At 69.8% G+C, this 13,655-nt stretch carries 10 protein-coding genes and 3 pseudogenes; 5 read left to right on the top strand and 8 right to left on the bottom strand.

Annotated features, from left to right (window positions below; all coding sequences use genetic code 11):
* Window positions 1-11 precede the first annotated feature (11 nt).
* Together SPR02S_RS46230 and SPR02S_RS66500 are read right to left on the bottom strand one after the other, a co-directional pair.
* Window positions 12-1,172 carry an aminotransferase class V-fold PLP-dependent enzyme gene (locus SPR02S_RS46230; protein ID WP_052347165.1) on the bottom strand — a complete coding sequence of 387 codons (1,161 nt, stop codon included), beginning with the start codon at window positions 1,170-1,172 and terminating at the stop codon, window positions 12-14.
* A 38-nt stretch (window positions 1,173-1,210) separates the two neighbouring features.
* Window positions 1,211-1,351, bottom strand: a pseudogene (locus SPR02S_RS66500) (IS630 family transposase); the annotation flags it as partial.
* A gap of 516 nt (window positions 1,352-1,867) precedes the next feature.
* Between SPR02S_RS66500 and SPR02S_RS57900 the strand changes: the two are divergent.
* Window positions 1,868-2,404 (top strand): annotated as a pseudogene (locus SPR02S_RS57900) (ISKra4 family transposase); the annotation flags it as partial.
* Here SPR02S_RS57900 and SPR02S_RS46220 read toward each other — a convergent pair.
* Complete coding sequence (locus SPR02S_RS46220) at window positions 2,362-2,733, bottom strand: recombinase family protein (RefSeq protein ID WP_019063857.1); 372 nt, start codon at window positions 2,731-2,733, stop codon at window positions 2,362-2,364. The pseudogene SPR02S_RS57900 and the gene SPR02S_RS46220 overlap by 43 nt on opposite strands.
* Window positions 2,734-3,523: 790 nt before the next feature.
* On the opposite strand from SPR02S_RS46220, the gene SPR02S_RS46210 reads away from it, so the two are divergent.
* The 3 genes and pseudogenes from SPR02S_RS46210 to SPR02S_RS57895 form a co-directional block, all read left to right on the top strand.
* Window positions 3,524-8,632, top strand: coding sequence for a DUF3320 domain-containing protein (locus tag SPR02S_RS46210; protein ID WP_019063855.1), 5,109 nt, complete (start codon window positions 3,524-3,526; stop codon window positions 8,630-8,632).
* Between the two features lie 83 nt (window positions 8,633-8,715).
* A complete protein-coding gene (locus SPR02S_RS46205) occupies window positions 8,716-9,108 on the top strand; it encodes a hypothetical protein (protein WP_158697988.1) in 393 nt (130 codons plus the stop codon).
* A 158-nt stretch (window positions 9,109-9,266) separates the two neighbouring features.
* Window positions 9,267-9,737 (top strand): annotated as a pseudogene (locus SPR02S_RS57895) (DUF5994 family protein); the annotation flags it as partial.
* 7 nt (window positions 9,738-9,744) lie between these two features.
* Here the strand turns inward: SPR02S_RS57895 and SPR02S_RS46195 are convergent.
* A complete protein-coding gene (locus SPR02S_RS46195) occupies window positions 9,745-10,569 on the bottom strand; it encodes a SigB/SigF/SigG family RNA polymerase sigma factor (protein WP_019063852.1) in 825 nt (274 codons plus the stop codon).
* Between the two features lie 154 nt (window positions 10,570-10,723).
* Between SPR02S_RS46195 and SPR02S_RS57890 the strand changes: the two genes are divergently transcribed.
* A complete protein-coding gene (locus SPR02S_RS57890) occupies window positions 10,724-11,101 on the top strand; it encodes a hypothetical protein (protein ID WP_019063851.1) in 378 nt (125 codons plus the stop codon).
* Window positions 11,102-11,229: 128 nt separating this feature from the next.
* Here the strand turns inward: SPR02S_RS57890 and SPR02S_RS46185 are convergent, their stop codons facing one another.
* The 4 genes from SPR02S_RS46185 to SPR02S_RS57885 form a co-directional block, all read right to left on the bottom strand.
* Window positions 11,230-11,628, bottom strand: a complete 399-nt coding sequence (locus tag SPR02S_RS46185; RefSeq protein WP_026151494.1) for an ANTAR domain-containing protein — start codon at window positions 11,626-11,628, stop codon at window positions 11,230-11,232.
* A gap of 94 nt (window positions 11,629-11,722) precedes the next feature.
* On the bottom strand, window positions 11,723-12,055 hold the full coding sequence (locus SPR02S_RS46180; protein ID WP_019063849.1) for an SCO4225 family membrane protein: 333 nt from the start codon (window positions 12,053-12,055) through the stop codon (window positions 11,723-11,725).
* A gap of 63 nt (window positions 12,056-12,118) precedes the next feature.
* A complete protein-coding gene (locus SPR02S_RS46175) occupies window positions 12,119-12,811 on the bottom strand; it encodes a response regulator (RefSeq protein ID WP_019063848.1) in 693 nt (230 codons plus the stop codon).
* On the bottom strand, window positions 12,808-13,485 hold the full coding sequence (locus SPR02S_RS57885) for a sensor histidine kinase (protein ID WP_245607744.1): 678 nt from the start codon (window positions 13,483-13,485) through the stop codon (window positions 12,808-12,810). Before SPR02S_RS57885 ends, SPR02S_RS46175 begins: the two co-directional genes overlap by 4 nt.
* Window positions 13,486-13,655 lie beyond the last annotated feature (170 nt).

Below are 13,655 nucleotides of genomic sequence, written 5' to 3'. Positions count from 1 at the left end.
TCTCCGGTCCGTCATCTGTGCTGGCCCTTGTGGCGCAGTATCGCGACAGCCCGGACGAGACGGTCGATGTCCTCCTCATTGTTGTAGCCGTGCGGTGAGACGCGCAGTCCGCCGCCACGGGCCGAACATGCCACGCCTGCCTCCTTCAGAGCGGTGACGGCCGCCTCAGGGGCGACTCCCCCCACCCTGAACGTCAGGATTCCCGAACGCCCCTCGTGTGAGCGACTGGACAGCACGGTCGCTCCGGCCTCCCTCAGGCGGGCGACCGCGTGTTCGCAGAGTCGATGGACGTGCTCCCAGACCGCTGCCACCGAAGCGTTTTCGAACATGGTCAAGGAGGCCCCCATCCCCAAGATGCCGACGGCGTTGAGCATGCCGCCTTCCAGTCGACGCGCAGTGTCGTCGGGATCGAAGGTCAGTTCGTCCCACGCCTGAGGATTGCGGACCGAGTGCCAGCCCGGTTCCAGCGGGCGGAGCAGCCCGAGGTGGGATCGGCGCACGTATAGCACTCCGCTGCCCGCCGGGCCCAGCAGCCATTTGTGCCCATCGGCTGCGGCGAAGTCAACGCCCCATTCCTCGAACCGGGCCGGAACGACGCCGAGCCCTTGGATGGCATCGACGCACAGTAGGGAACCCCGCTCTCGGCACACTTCGGCCAGCTCAGCTAGATCCGTACGCCATCCGCGACCGAACTGCACCCAGCTCGTGGCCACCAGCTTCGGTGCCGGGCCGGCATCCATGACCTCGGCGAAGGCCGAGACCGGGAGGGTACGGCCAGGTCCACGGGGGTGGACGAAGCTCACCGACACGCCGCGGTCCTGGAGCGTGGACCAGGGAAAGGTGGCTGAAGGGAACTCCAGAGCGGGGACCACAACCCGGTCGCCCGGCGCCCACTGCAACCCGTTTGCGATGAAGCCAAGTCCCTCGGTGGTGTTCTTTACGAACGCGACATCCGTGGCGGGCACCCCCATCATCCGCGCCGCCGCCGCGCGTATCCGCTCAATGCTGACCTGGTGGTCGTCGAAGGTGAGTCCGCCGCACGTCGCCAACTCCATGGTGTGATGGCCCATCGCTTCAACAGCGGATAAAGGTATCGGGCCGATCGCCGCGTTGTCGAGATACGCCCATTGCCGACAAACGGGAAACTGATCACGGTCCAGTGGTGTATCCATGCCACCTCGCAAATGCATAGAGATGAATAGCGGCGGGGTTACGAGGACGTGAGGTTCAGCCCGGTATTGGTGAGGTAGCCGTCGAGGAAGCCGGGCCTGTATTGCATCCATTTGGGCCGAGTTTTGACCAGTGCGGTCAGTTGGTCGCTGGCGTGCTCGGCGAGGTTCGCCAGTGGTCTGCCCTGGGTCCGTCCAGGGCGGCCATCGCCCGCGGCGCGCTGCCGGTGCGGACGGTGGAGGCGTCCTCGGCGAACACCACATCTCTGATGTGGTGGCTGGAATTTTCGATGCGTCAAGCAGGCTGCGCCCATGAGTTGCCTTCGTCGAGGAGTTCGGCGAAGCGGGGTGGGTGCGTCGCCCGCGCGGCTTGGCGAGGCGTTCTTCGAGTTCGGTGAACTTGCCTGGTGGGGCGCTCATGATCAACCGGCAGGGGTGCTGTGTCTCCTGTCGTCCGGTGAGGTGCCCGTCTGTGATCCATTTGTGGACGGTGCGGAGGGTGCAGCCGAGGTGGGCGGCGAGGTCGCCCAGCCACCACTCGTGTTCCCGGGCGCTTCGGCAGGATCGACCGGCCGTGGCCCCGTCTGGGGCGGCAGTGGTCTGCCGTTGCGTTGGGGGACCTGTGCGACGACGCGTCGGCGGACGGGGTCGTCACCGCGTGCCGAGCGGAAGCCGTCGCGGTTGAGCTGATCGGCGATGCCGAAGCCGCCCGCCGCGACATCCGCCTCATCGTTCTGCTCGACTTCGTGCACGTCGCCGAGTACCGCTGGACGGCCGCGCATGTTTTCCATTCGCCCGGCAGCCGTGCGGCCGAGACCTGGGCCGCGGACGAACTCACCGCGATCCTCGCCGGACACGCCGAGTGCGCCGCCACCGAGATGACCGCTCAGGTTGCAGCTGAACGGCTTCCTGCCGCCCGCCGCGGGGCAGTCACCACCTGCCCCGCTACCTCGCCGGCCACCTCGATCAGCTTCACTACGACACCGCCCTCGCGGCCGGCCGGCCGATCGCCAACGGCCCTGTCGAAGGCGCCTGTCGTCACCTGATCGCCGACCGTCTCGATATCACCGGCGCCCGCTGGGGCCTTGACGGTCCCGAAGCCGTCCTCCGACTCCGCGCGCTGATCACGAACGGAGACTTCGACAACTACCGGGTCTTCCACGCGGCCCGCAACCCGTGAACATCAACGCCTCTACCTCGACCCCGACCAGCAGAAGTACAGCCTCACGGCTTGATCCCGACCGTCACTTGAGAGGATCCGCACCCCGTCCTCGATCCACGTCGGACAGCCATCCCGGCGGGCGGTCCGTCGCCGGGCGCCGCCCCGCGCACCACGCGGGACGGTGTGGTCCAGCGGACGGCGGCCATACACGTAGACCCCGGCGTAGACCGGACTGTTGAGCATGCAGGTCACCGTCGTCCGGGCTGGACGCTTCCACACGATCTCGCCCCGGTCCGGACCACTTCGCTGCCGCACCCCGATCTCGAGGCCGTTCTCCACCAGGAACCGCACCACCCCCTGCATCGAGCCGATCTCCGCGAACTCGGTGAAAACCAGCCGCACCAAAGATCATCGCCACGAACGTCCCTGTCCACCAGGGACTGTCCGGGGTGCCCGGCTCCGGGCCGTATGGTTCGTCGACCCTTTCTGGCGTGATCATGCCGAGGCCGAGGACCGCGTCAAAGCGGTCAAGCGGGTCGGCCTCGGACTGCTGCCCTCGAAGTCCCGGCAGCTGAACGCCGCCCGGGTGCCGGCCGCCACGATCGCCGCTGACCTCGACGCCTGGAACCGGCTCCTCCTCCTGCACGACGAGCCCGAACTCGCCGCCGCGGAGCCGGAGACGATCAGCATGAAGCTGTACCACCTGCCCGCCCGGCTCTTTCCCCCACGCCCGCCGGCGCACCCTCGACCTCGACCGCGTCTGGCCCTGGACAGCAGCGTTCACCACCGCCTGGCAGCGGGCCACTCAGCTCCCGGCCCACACCTGACGGTCGGCCACCAGCCCACGACACCGGTGAGATCAGGAAAACAGCCACTCGCCACGTCGCCGCCGGCCCTCGGAAGAACCGAGGTCAAGGGCCCAGGTGCGTGGGACAAAGGCCGACACGGCTTCTGCCGAACCAGATCCTCGAACTTCACGGCATCCCGTGATCAGACCGGACATCCAGGGAACACTTCGGGACCTGGGGCTTTTGCTTTTGGTGGGTGTGGTGGTGGGCGCGGAACTCCTGGATCGCAGATGTGTCTCCGCTGAGGCTGGTGTGGCGGGCTGTCGGCACTGAATAATTACCGGACTTGGGGGGGTCCGGGTGGGTTGCCTCCTGCGTGTCTTCTGCACCGGAGGTATGTCTGTATGCCCAGTTCGCGCACGACCGGAGCCGCGCAGCGTGGCAGTGGTGGCTCTGCGGGCGGCAGTGACCCCGCCCTCGACCGGTTGAAGGTCGTGCTGGGCGGTTGGCGCAGCTCGTTGCTGGACCTCGGCGGGCGCAACCGGCTGCTGAACTTCCGCCATACGCGGACCGGCACCCTGGAGATCACGGCTCCTGATGTCTCCGCGGTGCTCGCGGGGCTCGGCCGAGGCTGGTCCTTCGCCCCTGTGGAGGACGCCGAACCTGCCGAACCCGCCGAAGGCGACGAGGGCGCGGCTCCGGACAGCGAGGTGTTCTACGAGTACGACACCGAGCACGGCGCCGAGAACAGTACCGAGTACGGCGCCGAGTACCGCACCGGCTCCGCGGGCCGTCGTCCCGATCGTGCCTCCGGCCTCGTGACACAGAAGACCACGCAGACCGGTCTGGACGCGTCGCTCTACCAACTGCGCCAGAAATCCGGCCAGATGTACAACGACTACGGTCTGTGGGTGCTCTGGCTGGGCATCGGCATGCTGGACTGGCGGGAGGCGGGCGCCGAGGAGACGAGTTCGGCTCCGCTGCTGCTGGTACCCGTGGAGATTCGCCGGGACGGCCGCGGGCAGTCGCGCCTGCACCTGGCGGAGGAGCAGGACCGGATCCACAACCCCGCGCTCGCGGTCAAACTGGAGCGGCTGGGCGTCGACTGGACCCCGGTGGCCGACTGCGACGTGACCGACCCCGGTGCCGTTCTCGCCGCGGCCCGGGAGGTCGCGGGGACGCAGGACCGCTGGTCGGTCGACCAGCGTGTGGTGCTCGGTCTGTTCGCCTCGCACAAGGAGGCCATGTACCAGGACCTCCAGCAGAACGAGGAGCGTATCCTCGCCCATCCACTGGTCAGGGCCGTCGGCCTCGGACCCGACGCGGGGCTGCCCGACGACCTGATCGGCTTCGAGCCCCCGGAGCTCGAGCGCATCGACGAGATCCAGCTGCCCGAGCGGACCCCGCTCGTGCTGGACGCGGACTCCTCGCAGCGGCAGTGCATCGCGGCCGCGGTGGACGGCCGTTCCTTCGTGATGAGTGGTCCGCCCGGTACCGGCAAGAGCCAGACGATCACCAACATGATCGCCGCGCTCATGCACGCCGGCCGTTCCGTTCTCTTCGTCAGCGAGAAGGCCGCGGCGCTCGACGTGGTCCGCAACAGGCTTCGCGGGGTCGGCCTCGGCGATTTCGTGATGGCCCTGCACAGCGGCGACACCAGCAAGAAGTCGGTGGCGACGGAGCTCGAACGGGTGCTGACCACCGAGGTGCGGATCACCGGCGCGGCCGAGCACGAACTTGACCGGGCCCGGCGCCTGCGCGAGGAGCTGTCCGCCTACGCGGCGGCGATGAACCTGACCCGTGAACCACTCGGCCGCACGCTCCACGATGTCCTGGGCCGCCTGGTTCTCCTGGAGCGGGCGGGCACCCCGCCGCTGACTCTCGGTGCCAGGAGCACGGGCACGGTGCGGCGGCTCGCGGCCGGGCAGTTCCAGGCGATCCTGGCCGCGGCCGGCGCCATCAGCCGGGCCTGGCGGCCGGCGGCGGAGGGCGAGGCGTTCGTCTGGCGCGGGCTGAAGGGGGACTCCGCCGCCGCCTCGGTGCTCGCCGAGGCCGCGGACGCGCTCGCGGATCTGCGGACGGCCGCGGAACGCCGCCCGTTCGGGGCGACGACTCCCGAACCGCGTACGGTGCACGACGTACGGCAGATCGTACGGATCCTGGAAGCGGGCCTGCCCGGTCGTGATCCCGCTGCGGCACAGGCAGTTGGCACCGGACTGCCGGACGACCCCGCCGGAAGCCTCGCGCAACTGGCCGAGCTGTTCGGACTGCCCAAGCCGGAAACCGCCGAGGCCGCGTTCGGCCTGCTGGAACTCGCCGATCTGGCCGCCGCGCCGGTGCGCCCGCCCGCGCGATGGTTCGACGGCGAAGGGCTGGGCGAGGCGCATCGAGCCGCCGAGGAGTTGCGGGACGCGCTCGCCGCTCGCGAGGCCGCTCGTACGGCGGCCGAGGATGTCTTCGGCGAACAGGTGCTGACGGCCGAAGGGCTGTCCGCGCTGGTCGAGAGGTTCGCCGAGCAGTACCGGGGCGTGTTCTCGCGGATGTCCGGCCCGTACCGGAAGGACCGCGAGGCAGCCGTCGGGCTTACGCGAGCCGGCGTTTGGGACAAGACCCTGCCGCAGCGCTTGAACGATGCCCTGGTGTGGCAGAACACCGCGGCCGAGTTCGCGCGGCTGGTGGCTCGCCACGAGACGGTTCTGGGTGGCTACGTCCCCCGCGACGAGGGCGAACTGGCCTCCCTGGACGCGGTGTTGGCCGTAGCGGACCGTATCGCGGCGCTCGCCGGCGGAGTTGCCGAGCGGGATCTGCTCACCGCCCGTCTCGCGGACGGCACCGAGGCCGATCCGATGCCGGGGCTGCTGGCTCGTGGAATCCGGGGCGCGTTGGCGAGTTGGTGCGATGCGGCGACGCGTCGTGCCGCTCGCTGGTCGGAGTCCTCGACCGCGCTGAACGAGCTCTTCGAGGAGCCTCGCCAAGTCCAGTTGTCCTTCGCTCTGTTCGGTACGTTCGAGCAGGCCCAGCAGGCTGTCGACGAGCTCTCGGCCGATCCGCGCGGCCCGGAGGAATGGCGGGCGTACCGCACCGGGCTGGACGTTCTGGCGGGTCACGGTGTCGATGAACTGGTCGCCCGCGCTGTCGAACGAGGCGTCCTGCCCGGGCAGTTGGGGGCGGTCGTCGAGCAGGCGGTGCTGAAGTGCTGGGCGGACGACCTCCTGGCCACGGACGCCCGGCTGACCACGACCCGCTCCGCGGACCTGGACGCCCGGGTGGCGGACTTCAAGGAGGCCGACCGTCGGCTGGTCGCCGCTGCGAGCGGGGCCGTGATCGAGGCGTGCAACAAACGCCGGCCACGCCGGTTCAGCGGCGGAGCGGCTCTGGTGATCAAGAAGCAGGCGGAGCTGAAACGCCGTCATATGCCGGTGCGGGAACTGCTCGGCCGGACCCGTGACGTCGTCCGGCTGATCAAGCCGTGCTTCATGATGAGTCCTCTGACGGTCAGTCAACTCCTGCCCGCGGACTACCACTTCGACGTGGTCATCTTCGACGAGGCGTCACAGGTCCGCCCGGCCGACGCCATCAACTGCGTGTACCGGGCGGATTCCCTCGTCGTGGCCGGTGACGAGAAGCAGCTGCCGCCGACCTCCTTCTTCGACTCGTCGGTCGAGGACGACTCCGATCAGTACGACGAGGACGTCCCCGACACCTTCGAGTCCCTGCTGCACGCCTGCAAGGCGGGAGCGCTGCGCGAGCTGTCCCTGCGCTGGCACTACCGCAGCCGCCACGAGGACCTGATCACCTTCAGCAACAGGTCCTTCTACGGCAACTCGATGGTGACCTTCCCGGGAGCACTGGACCTCGGCAACGACATCGGCGTCGAGTTCTTCCCCGCACAGGGTGTGTACGACCGCGGCGGCCGGCGGGACAACCGCAAGGAGGCGGAGTTCGTCGCCGGGCGGGTCATCCACCACTTCGACACCCGCCCCGATCGCACCCTCGGCGTCGTCGCTCTCTCCCAGGCCCAGGCGGCGGCCATCGACCAGGCCGTCCAGCAGGCCCGGCTGCTCCGACCCGACCTGGACCACTGCTTCACCGAGGACCGGCTCGACGGGTTCTTCGTCAAGAACCTCGAATCCGTCCAGGGCGACGAGCGTGACGTCATGATCATGTCCATCGGCTACGGCCCCGACGAGCTCGGCAAGTTCGGCACGAACTTCGGGCCCATCAACAAGGAGGGCGGCTGGCGGCGCCTCAACGTCGCCGTCACCCGGGCGCGATTCCGTATGGAGGTCGTCGCGTCCTTCCGCGGCAGTGGCCTGGCCGACAGCCCGAACGAGAGCGTCCAGCATCTCAAGCGGTATCTGGAGTACGCCGAGAACGGTCCGGCCGTCCTCGCGCAGGACGTGGTGCAGGCCGACGCCGAGCCGGACAGCCCCTTCGAGGAGTCGGTGCTGGAGGTGCTGCGCGACTGGGGCTACCGCGTCCAGCCGCAGGTCGGTGTCGCCGGATACCGCATCGACATCGGCGTGCGTCATCCGGAGTTCCCCGGCGCCTACGCGCTCGGCATCGAGTGCGACGGCGCGATGTACCACTCGTCGAGGACGGCCCGCGACCGCGACCGGCTGCGCGAAGAGGTACTCGCCGGGCTCGGCTGGCGGCTGCACCGGATCTGGGGCACCGACTGGTACCGCGGGCGGGCCGCCGCCGAGCTGAGACTGCGTGAGGCGGTCGAGCTGGCGGTCGAGCGTGGGCCGATGTCCGACTCCGCACCGGCGGCGGTGCGGACGCCCGTGCCGGTGACCGCCGAGGGCGATGAAGCGAAGATCGCCTCGGACCCCAGGCTGCTTCCGCTGCTCACCGACGTGCCGGTGCCGCCCGGCGCCTCGGAGCCGCGGCACGGCATGCCGCCAACTGCCCCCGCGCCTACGGACCATGAGCGCGTTCCTGTCGACACCGAGCCCGATCGGCCGTGGAGCTCCCTGTACGAGACGGGCGAGATGGCGGTGTCCTCGCCGTACGAACTGCACACCCCGGAGGCTCGGCCGGCCCTGCGCACGCTGCTGACCAGGGTCATCGGGATCGAGGGCCCCATCCACGAGGAACTGCTGGTGCAGCGTGCCCGGGAAGCGTGGGGCGTCGGCCGGGCGGGCAGCAGGATCCGCGACAACGTACGGGATGTGGTGCGCGGTCTCGTCCGCTCGGGGAAGGTCAGTGTCGACGGCCTGTTCCTCGACGTGGCAGGCCGGGACGAGTTGGGCGCCCGCGTTCCAGGAGCGGGCGACGCCGTCCGCAAGGCCGCGCATATCGCCCCGGCCGAGCGGCAGTTGGCGCTGTACGAGCTCGCGGCGGAGTGCCCGGGCATGTCGCAGGACGAACTGGTCCGGCACACCGGCGAGTTCTTCGGCTGGCGTCGCATGGGCCGGGACATCCGTGCCTTCCTCGACTCCGACATCGACGAACTGCTCGGCCAGGGCAGGCTGAAGGAGGCGGACGGGCAGATCACGGCGGTCGGGTGACGGAACGGGGCCGTGCCTCGGCCGGAAGCCGGAAGTACGAGGGTCGTACGCGATGATGACGTGGTCGAAAGCGGGGGCCTTGTATGGCAGTTGAGGGCGCTCATCCGGCTCGGCTGATCCGTGACGAGGGCGCGTGGTCGCCCCGCCAGGGGGTCGGCCCGGCGCATGTACGGGTGTGGCGGACGGAGTTGGGGCGGGTTGCCGTGGTGATCAGCGGGTACGGCGCGGAGAACGACCTGGAGACCGTGCTTCCGCTGCTTCGTGAGGAGTATCCGGACGACACGGTCGACTTCTTCTTCCACCGTCCGATGGACTGGGCGGCCCCGGCGTACTACGCCGAGCTGACGTCGGACGACGACGGCGGGACGGTGACCCTGACACACATCGCGGGCGACACCCTGGCCGCGCGCCTCGGGCCCGCCCTGTACGCGACCGAGGACCCGGACGACCACTCGACCGGCTGGGGCGGTGCCTGAGCAGGCGGAGTACCGGGAACGGCGGGCGGCCGGTTAGTACCTGAGGAGTACGCTCGAAATCACCGAGGGTATTCCGCGCACCGGCCTCCATGCCCGTGTCGTTTTCGGCGATTGATTACGCCGGGCCGGTCGCGTCGGCCCAGAGCAGGGTTCGCGTCATGACTGCGCCCGTTTCCATCACGCCGACACCCGAGGGCGGGATACCCGCCCCCGCACCCGACCTCGCGCTTCGTATGTCGCTGGCCCCGCTCGGTTCGGCGCCCGCTCTGCTGGACGGTGCCTGGTGGCCCCGGTCCCGGGATCTGGGGGCGGAGCTTCCCTCGCTGGTCGCCGTGCTCGATCCGTTGTGGGGGCGGATCACGCGGGTCACGGTGAATCCCACGCACTGGCCGGCCGACTTCCCGCGCAAGGTGCCGGTCGACGGGCATGTCGTGAAGGTGGGCTGGTTCCTGGCCGAGCAGGACCCGCACCAGCTGCTGCTCCTGTCGTACCGGACGAGCCGCTGGGACCTGCTCGTCGTACCCCCTGAGACGGACCCCGTCACGGCGGCCTGGCTGATGACCGCCGCGAGCGACCCGTTGCGTACGTCGACCGGGCGTGAGCTGGTCGCCGAAGCGGCGAGCATGCGCGACGGCGTTACGACGCCTTCCTGAACGCGCGTGGTTCGGCCATCACCTGGGCGTGCAGGCGGGCGCAGGTGCGGGTGATCAGGCGGGAGACGTGCATCTGGGAGACGCCGAGCCGTGCGCCGATGCCGGCCTGGGTCATCTCGCAGAAGAAGCGCATGTAGAGGATCTCGCGCTCGCGCTCCGGCAGCGCCCGCAGCAGGGGGCGCAGGGCCTCGCGGTCGACGATCAGGTCGAAGTCGGGCTCGATGTCGCCGAGGGTGTCGGTCAGCGGGTGGCCGTCCGTGGGATGCCCGGGTACGGCGTCCAGGGACCAGGCGGTGTAGGCCTCCAACGCCCCCTGGCCCAGCCGCACTTCGGCCTCCGTCAGGCCGGTGTGCGTGGCGATCTCGTGGACGGCGGAGATCGTCCCGCCCCGCGTCGCGCTCAACTCGTGGTCGGCGGACCGGACTTGGCCACGCAGCTCCTGCACCCGGCGCGGGACGTGGACGACCCAGAGCTCGTCACGGAAGTGCCGCTTCACCTCGCCGAGGATCGTCGGAATCGCGAAGCTGGGGAAGGCGTTGCCGAGACTCGGGTCGAAGCGCGACACCGCCTTGACCAGGCCGAGTTGGGCGACCTGGGCGAGATCCTCGGCGGACTCGCCGCGGTGCCGGAAGCGCCGGGCCAGCCGTACGGCCATCGGCATCCAGGCGCGCACCACCTCCTGGCACAGCGCTGCCCGCTCCGGACCGTCCGGCAGTGCGGCGATACGGCGGAACGCCTCGGCGGTGTCGGGGGAGTCGTCGTAAGTCCGTTTGGTGGTACGGGACTTGGGGGTGCGGTCGGGCTGCATGGGGGCGTGCTCCCTCTTCGGTGGTGTCACTCACCGTGGGGTCGGCGGACCGCAGCACTCTGGGGAGCAGAGGGCACCGCTCCCACGGGGGTGCCTCCGGTCCGAAGCACACCGGACAGGTGCCCGGGCGGAGCGGCTTCAAACAGGTTTCTCCGTGCCGCGCGACGGGTCGTGGTGGCAGGGGTTCGACGGACCGTTGCCGCAGAACCTGGAGCAACTCACCGCGTCCGGGTATGTGTTCGCGATCCTGGAGACCCTCGTCTATCCCCACCAGTACGCGCGCGGGCTCGCCCGTCGGATGCAGGAGAGTCTGCTCACCGACCACCAGGCCTCGCTGGGCGTCACGTTGGTGGACGAGTCCGCCCGGCGGACCCTGGCCGCGCTCCAGGGCCGGGGCTGGCGGGAGGTGGGGCGAATCCAGCGCGAGGACGACGCAACTCCCGTACGGGTACTGGTACTTCCGCTCGGTGAGCGTACGGAGGACCATCCGGACGGGCTGGTGCACAACGACCGGACCCAACGACCCGGGTAGTTTAGGTCGCGCGGGCCGGGCTACTCAGCAGGGGCGTCCGTCGGCCGTTCTGGACGAAGACACCGGAGAGTTGGAACCACAGCTCCCGGCGCCGTCCCCATCCGTACGTACTCCGGCATCCGTACGTCCTACGGCCGGTCCGCCGCGTGCAGGCGGCGCAGTGCTCGGCGCAACTCCCGCTGGATATCGGCCGGGAGCGCCTTGTCCGCCGTCGTGGCGACCAGTGCCGCCGCCACGACCCGGAGCTTGACGTTGCAGTGCTGGGAGACGCCCACCAGCAGGTCCCAGGCCCGGTCGCCGGTGCACGGTGCGAGGGCCATCACCATGCCGCGCGCCTGGTCGATCACCGCCCGGGTCTCCAGAGCGAGCGCCAACTGACTGTTCTGGGCGCGTAGTTGGACCAGTTCGGTCAACAGGTCCGGGTCGGGGGGAGAGGGAACGGCCGTCAACGGGGGTCGTAGGGGTCGTAGCGGCCGTTCTTCGGAGGTGGTGGTCGGGTGGTGCGTGGTGCTGGGTGCGTGCCTCATGCCGCAGTCCTTCGACGCGGTGGTTGGGCCCGATGCGAAGCAGGGCGAACACCGCGGCCCCAGCCTAGTCCCGCCCGGGGTTCAGCGGGTCGGGTCAGCGCGTCGGGTCCGCCTGGTTGCCGCGGCGCAGCGCGCGGACGCACCAGCCGATGACCGAGGCGTTCACCAGTGCGCCGATGGCGACGGCGACGAAGAACATCGCCTTGCCGTCCGGCAGTACGAGGAACACGAGACTGCCCGGGGCGGTCGCCAGGACCGGGACGACGCCCGCCATGGACTCGCCCGAGTCGTCCATGACGCTCACGACGACGGTCCAGACGAGCAGGGCCACGCAGAGCGCGAGGTAGCCGAGGGCGAAGGGGTTGCGGAGGTTCCGGCCGAGCCGGTGGAGCGGGGAGCTGGCGGCGTTGGCGTCGGTACTGGGCATGGCTGTACTCCTGAGTGGCGTTGAGTGAAGGGTTGTTGGTCGATCGCGGTTTATGACAGATCGTCAGAGATGGTCGGCGCCGGGCGGGTTCGGCCGGGTGATGCCGAGGTCGTAGGCGAGGATCGTTGCCTGGACGCGGTCGCGCAGGCCGAGTTTGCGGAGCAGGGCGTTGACGTGGGACTTGACGGTGCCGACGGTGATGTCCAACTCCGCCGCGATCTCCGCGTTGTTGAGGCCGGAGGCGAGCAGGGCGAGGACGTTGCGCTGGCTGCCGGTGAGGCTCTCCAGCTCGCGCGGGCCGTTCTCGGCGGCGGAACGGAAACCGGTGCCCGCGCCGGACGCGTAGTGGCCGATCAGCCGCCGGGTCGCGGACGGGGCGAGCACGCTCTCGCCGCTCGCCACCACCCGGATGCCGTCCAGGAGTTCGGAGGCGTGCACATCCTTGAGAAGGAAGCCGGAGGCTCCCGCGCGCAGGGCGTCGAAGACGTACGCGTCCAGGTCGAAGGTGGTCAGCACGAGGACGCGCGGCGCGTTCTCCTTGCCGGTGATGATCCGGGTGGCGGCGATACCGTCCAGTTCGGGCATCCGTACGTCCATCACGACCACGTCCGGGGCGAGTTCGGCGGCCAGCACCACCGCGGTGGCGCCGTCGGCCGCCTCGCCCACGACCGTCATGTCGTCCTCGGCGTCGATCACGGCGGCGAAGCCCGCCCGGACGATGCCCTGGTCGTCGACGACCAGCACCCTGAGGCTCATCGTTGTCTCTCCTCGTCGTCCGGCGCCGCGAGCGGCAGCCGGAGATGGACCGTGCCCGGTGGGTGCCCGGCCGTCAGGGTGCCGCCGAGCGGCGCGATCCGTGCGGTCAGGCGGGCCCGTACGGCGGGGTCGGCGGCGCGCGGGACGCCGGTGGCTGTGATCGTCAACGTACCGTCGTCCGCGTCGAGTTCGAGTACGGCGGGGTCGTTGTCGCCGGTCGCCAGCAGGGTTTCGGCGACGTGGTAGGCGGCGAGGTCCACCTCGGTGGGGAGGCGGTCGGGTACGCGGTCGGTGAGGCGTATCTGTACGTCACGGCCGGTGGCCCTGCACTGGTGGGCGAGCAAGTCGAGCGCCTGGACGGTGGGTTGGGGCCGTAGGTCGGGGGTCGTTGTTTCGTCGGCGTCTCGGACCGCGTCCAGGAGGGCGCGCATCGCTGCGAGGGCCTCTCGGGCGCGGGTCGCTGTTTCGTCCAGGTGGCCTGCCTCTGCCTCCGTGATCATGTCTGCGGTGCGGGCCAGGACTGTGGTTTCCAGTCCCGCTGCGATACGGCGGCGTTCGGCCCAGGCGTCTCTTACGGCTTCCTCTGTCCAGGTGGCTAGTTGTGTTGTTTGGGCGCCCTGGGTTGTCCGGGTGCGGTGGGCGAGGAGGGCGCCGATCCAGTGTGCGGTGGCCATCACCAGTGACACCCCTGCCGTTGCGAACAGGATTACCGCCCAGGTGGGGAGAGCCGTGTCGCGGTGTAGGACGGCGATCGTCAGGGCGGTGATGTGTGCGGCTGTGGCTGCAAGTAGGAACAGAGAGAAGGGGACTTGCGGTAGTTGGTGTGTGTGGGCCGGTGGGGGCT

This window comes from Streptomyces prunicolor NBRC 13075 (genome assembly GCF_000367365.1).
GTDB lineage: Bacteria > Actinomycetota > Actinomycetes > Streptomycetales > Streptomycetaceae > Streptomyces > Streptomyces prunicolor.
The sequence above is the reverse complement of the archived record's forward strand: the minus strand, read 5'-3'. Positions and strand labels throughout refer to the sequence as shown.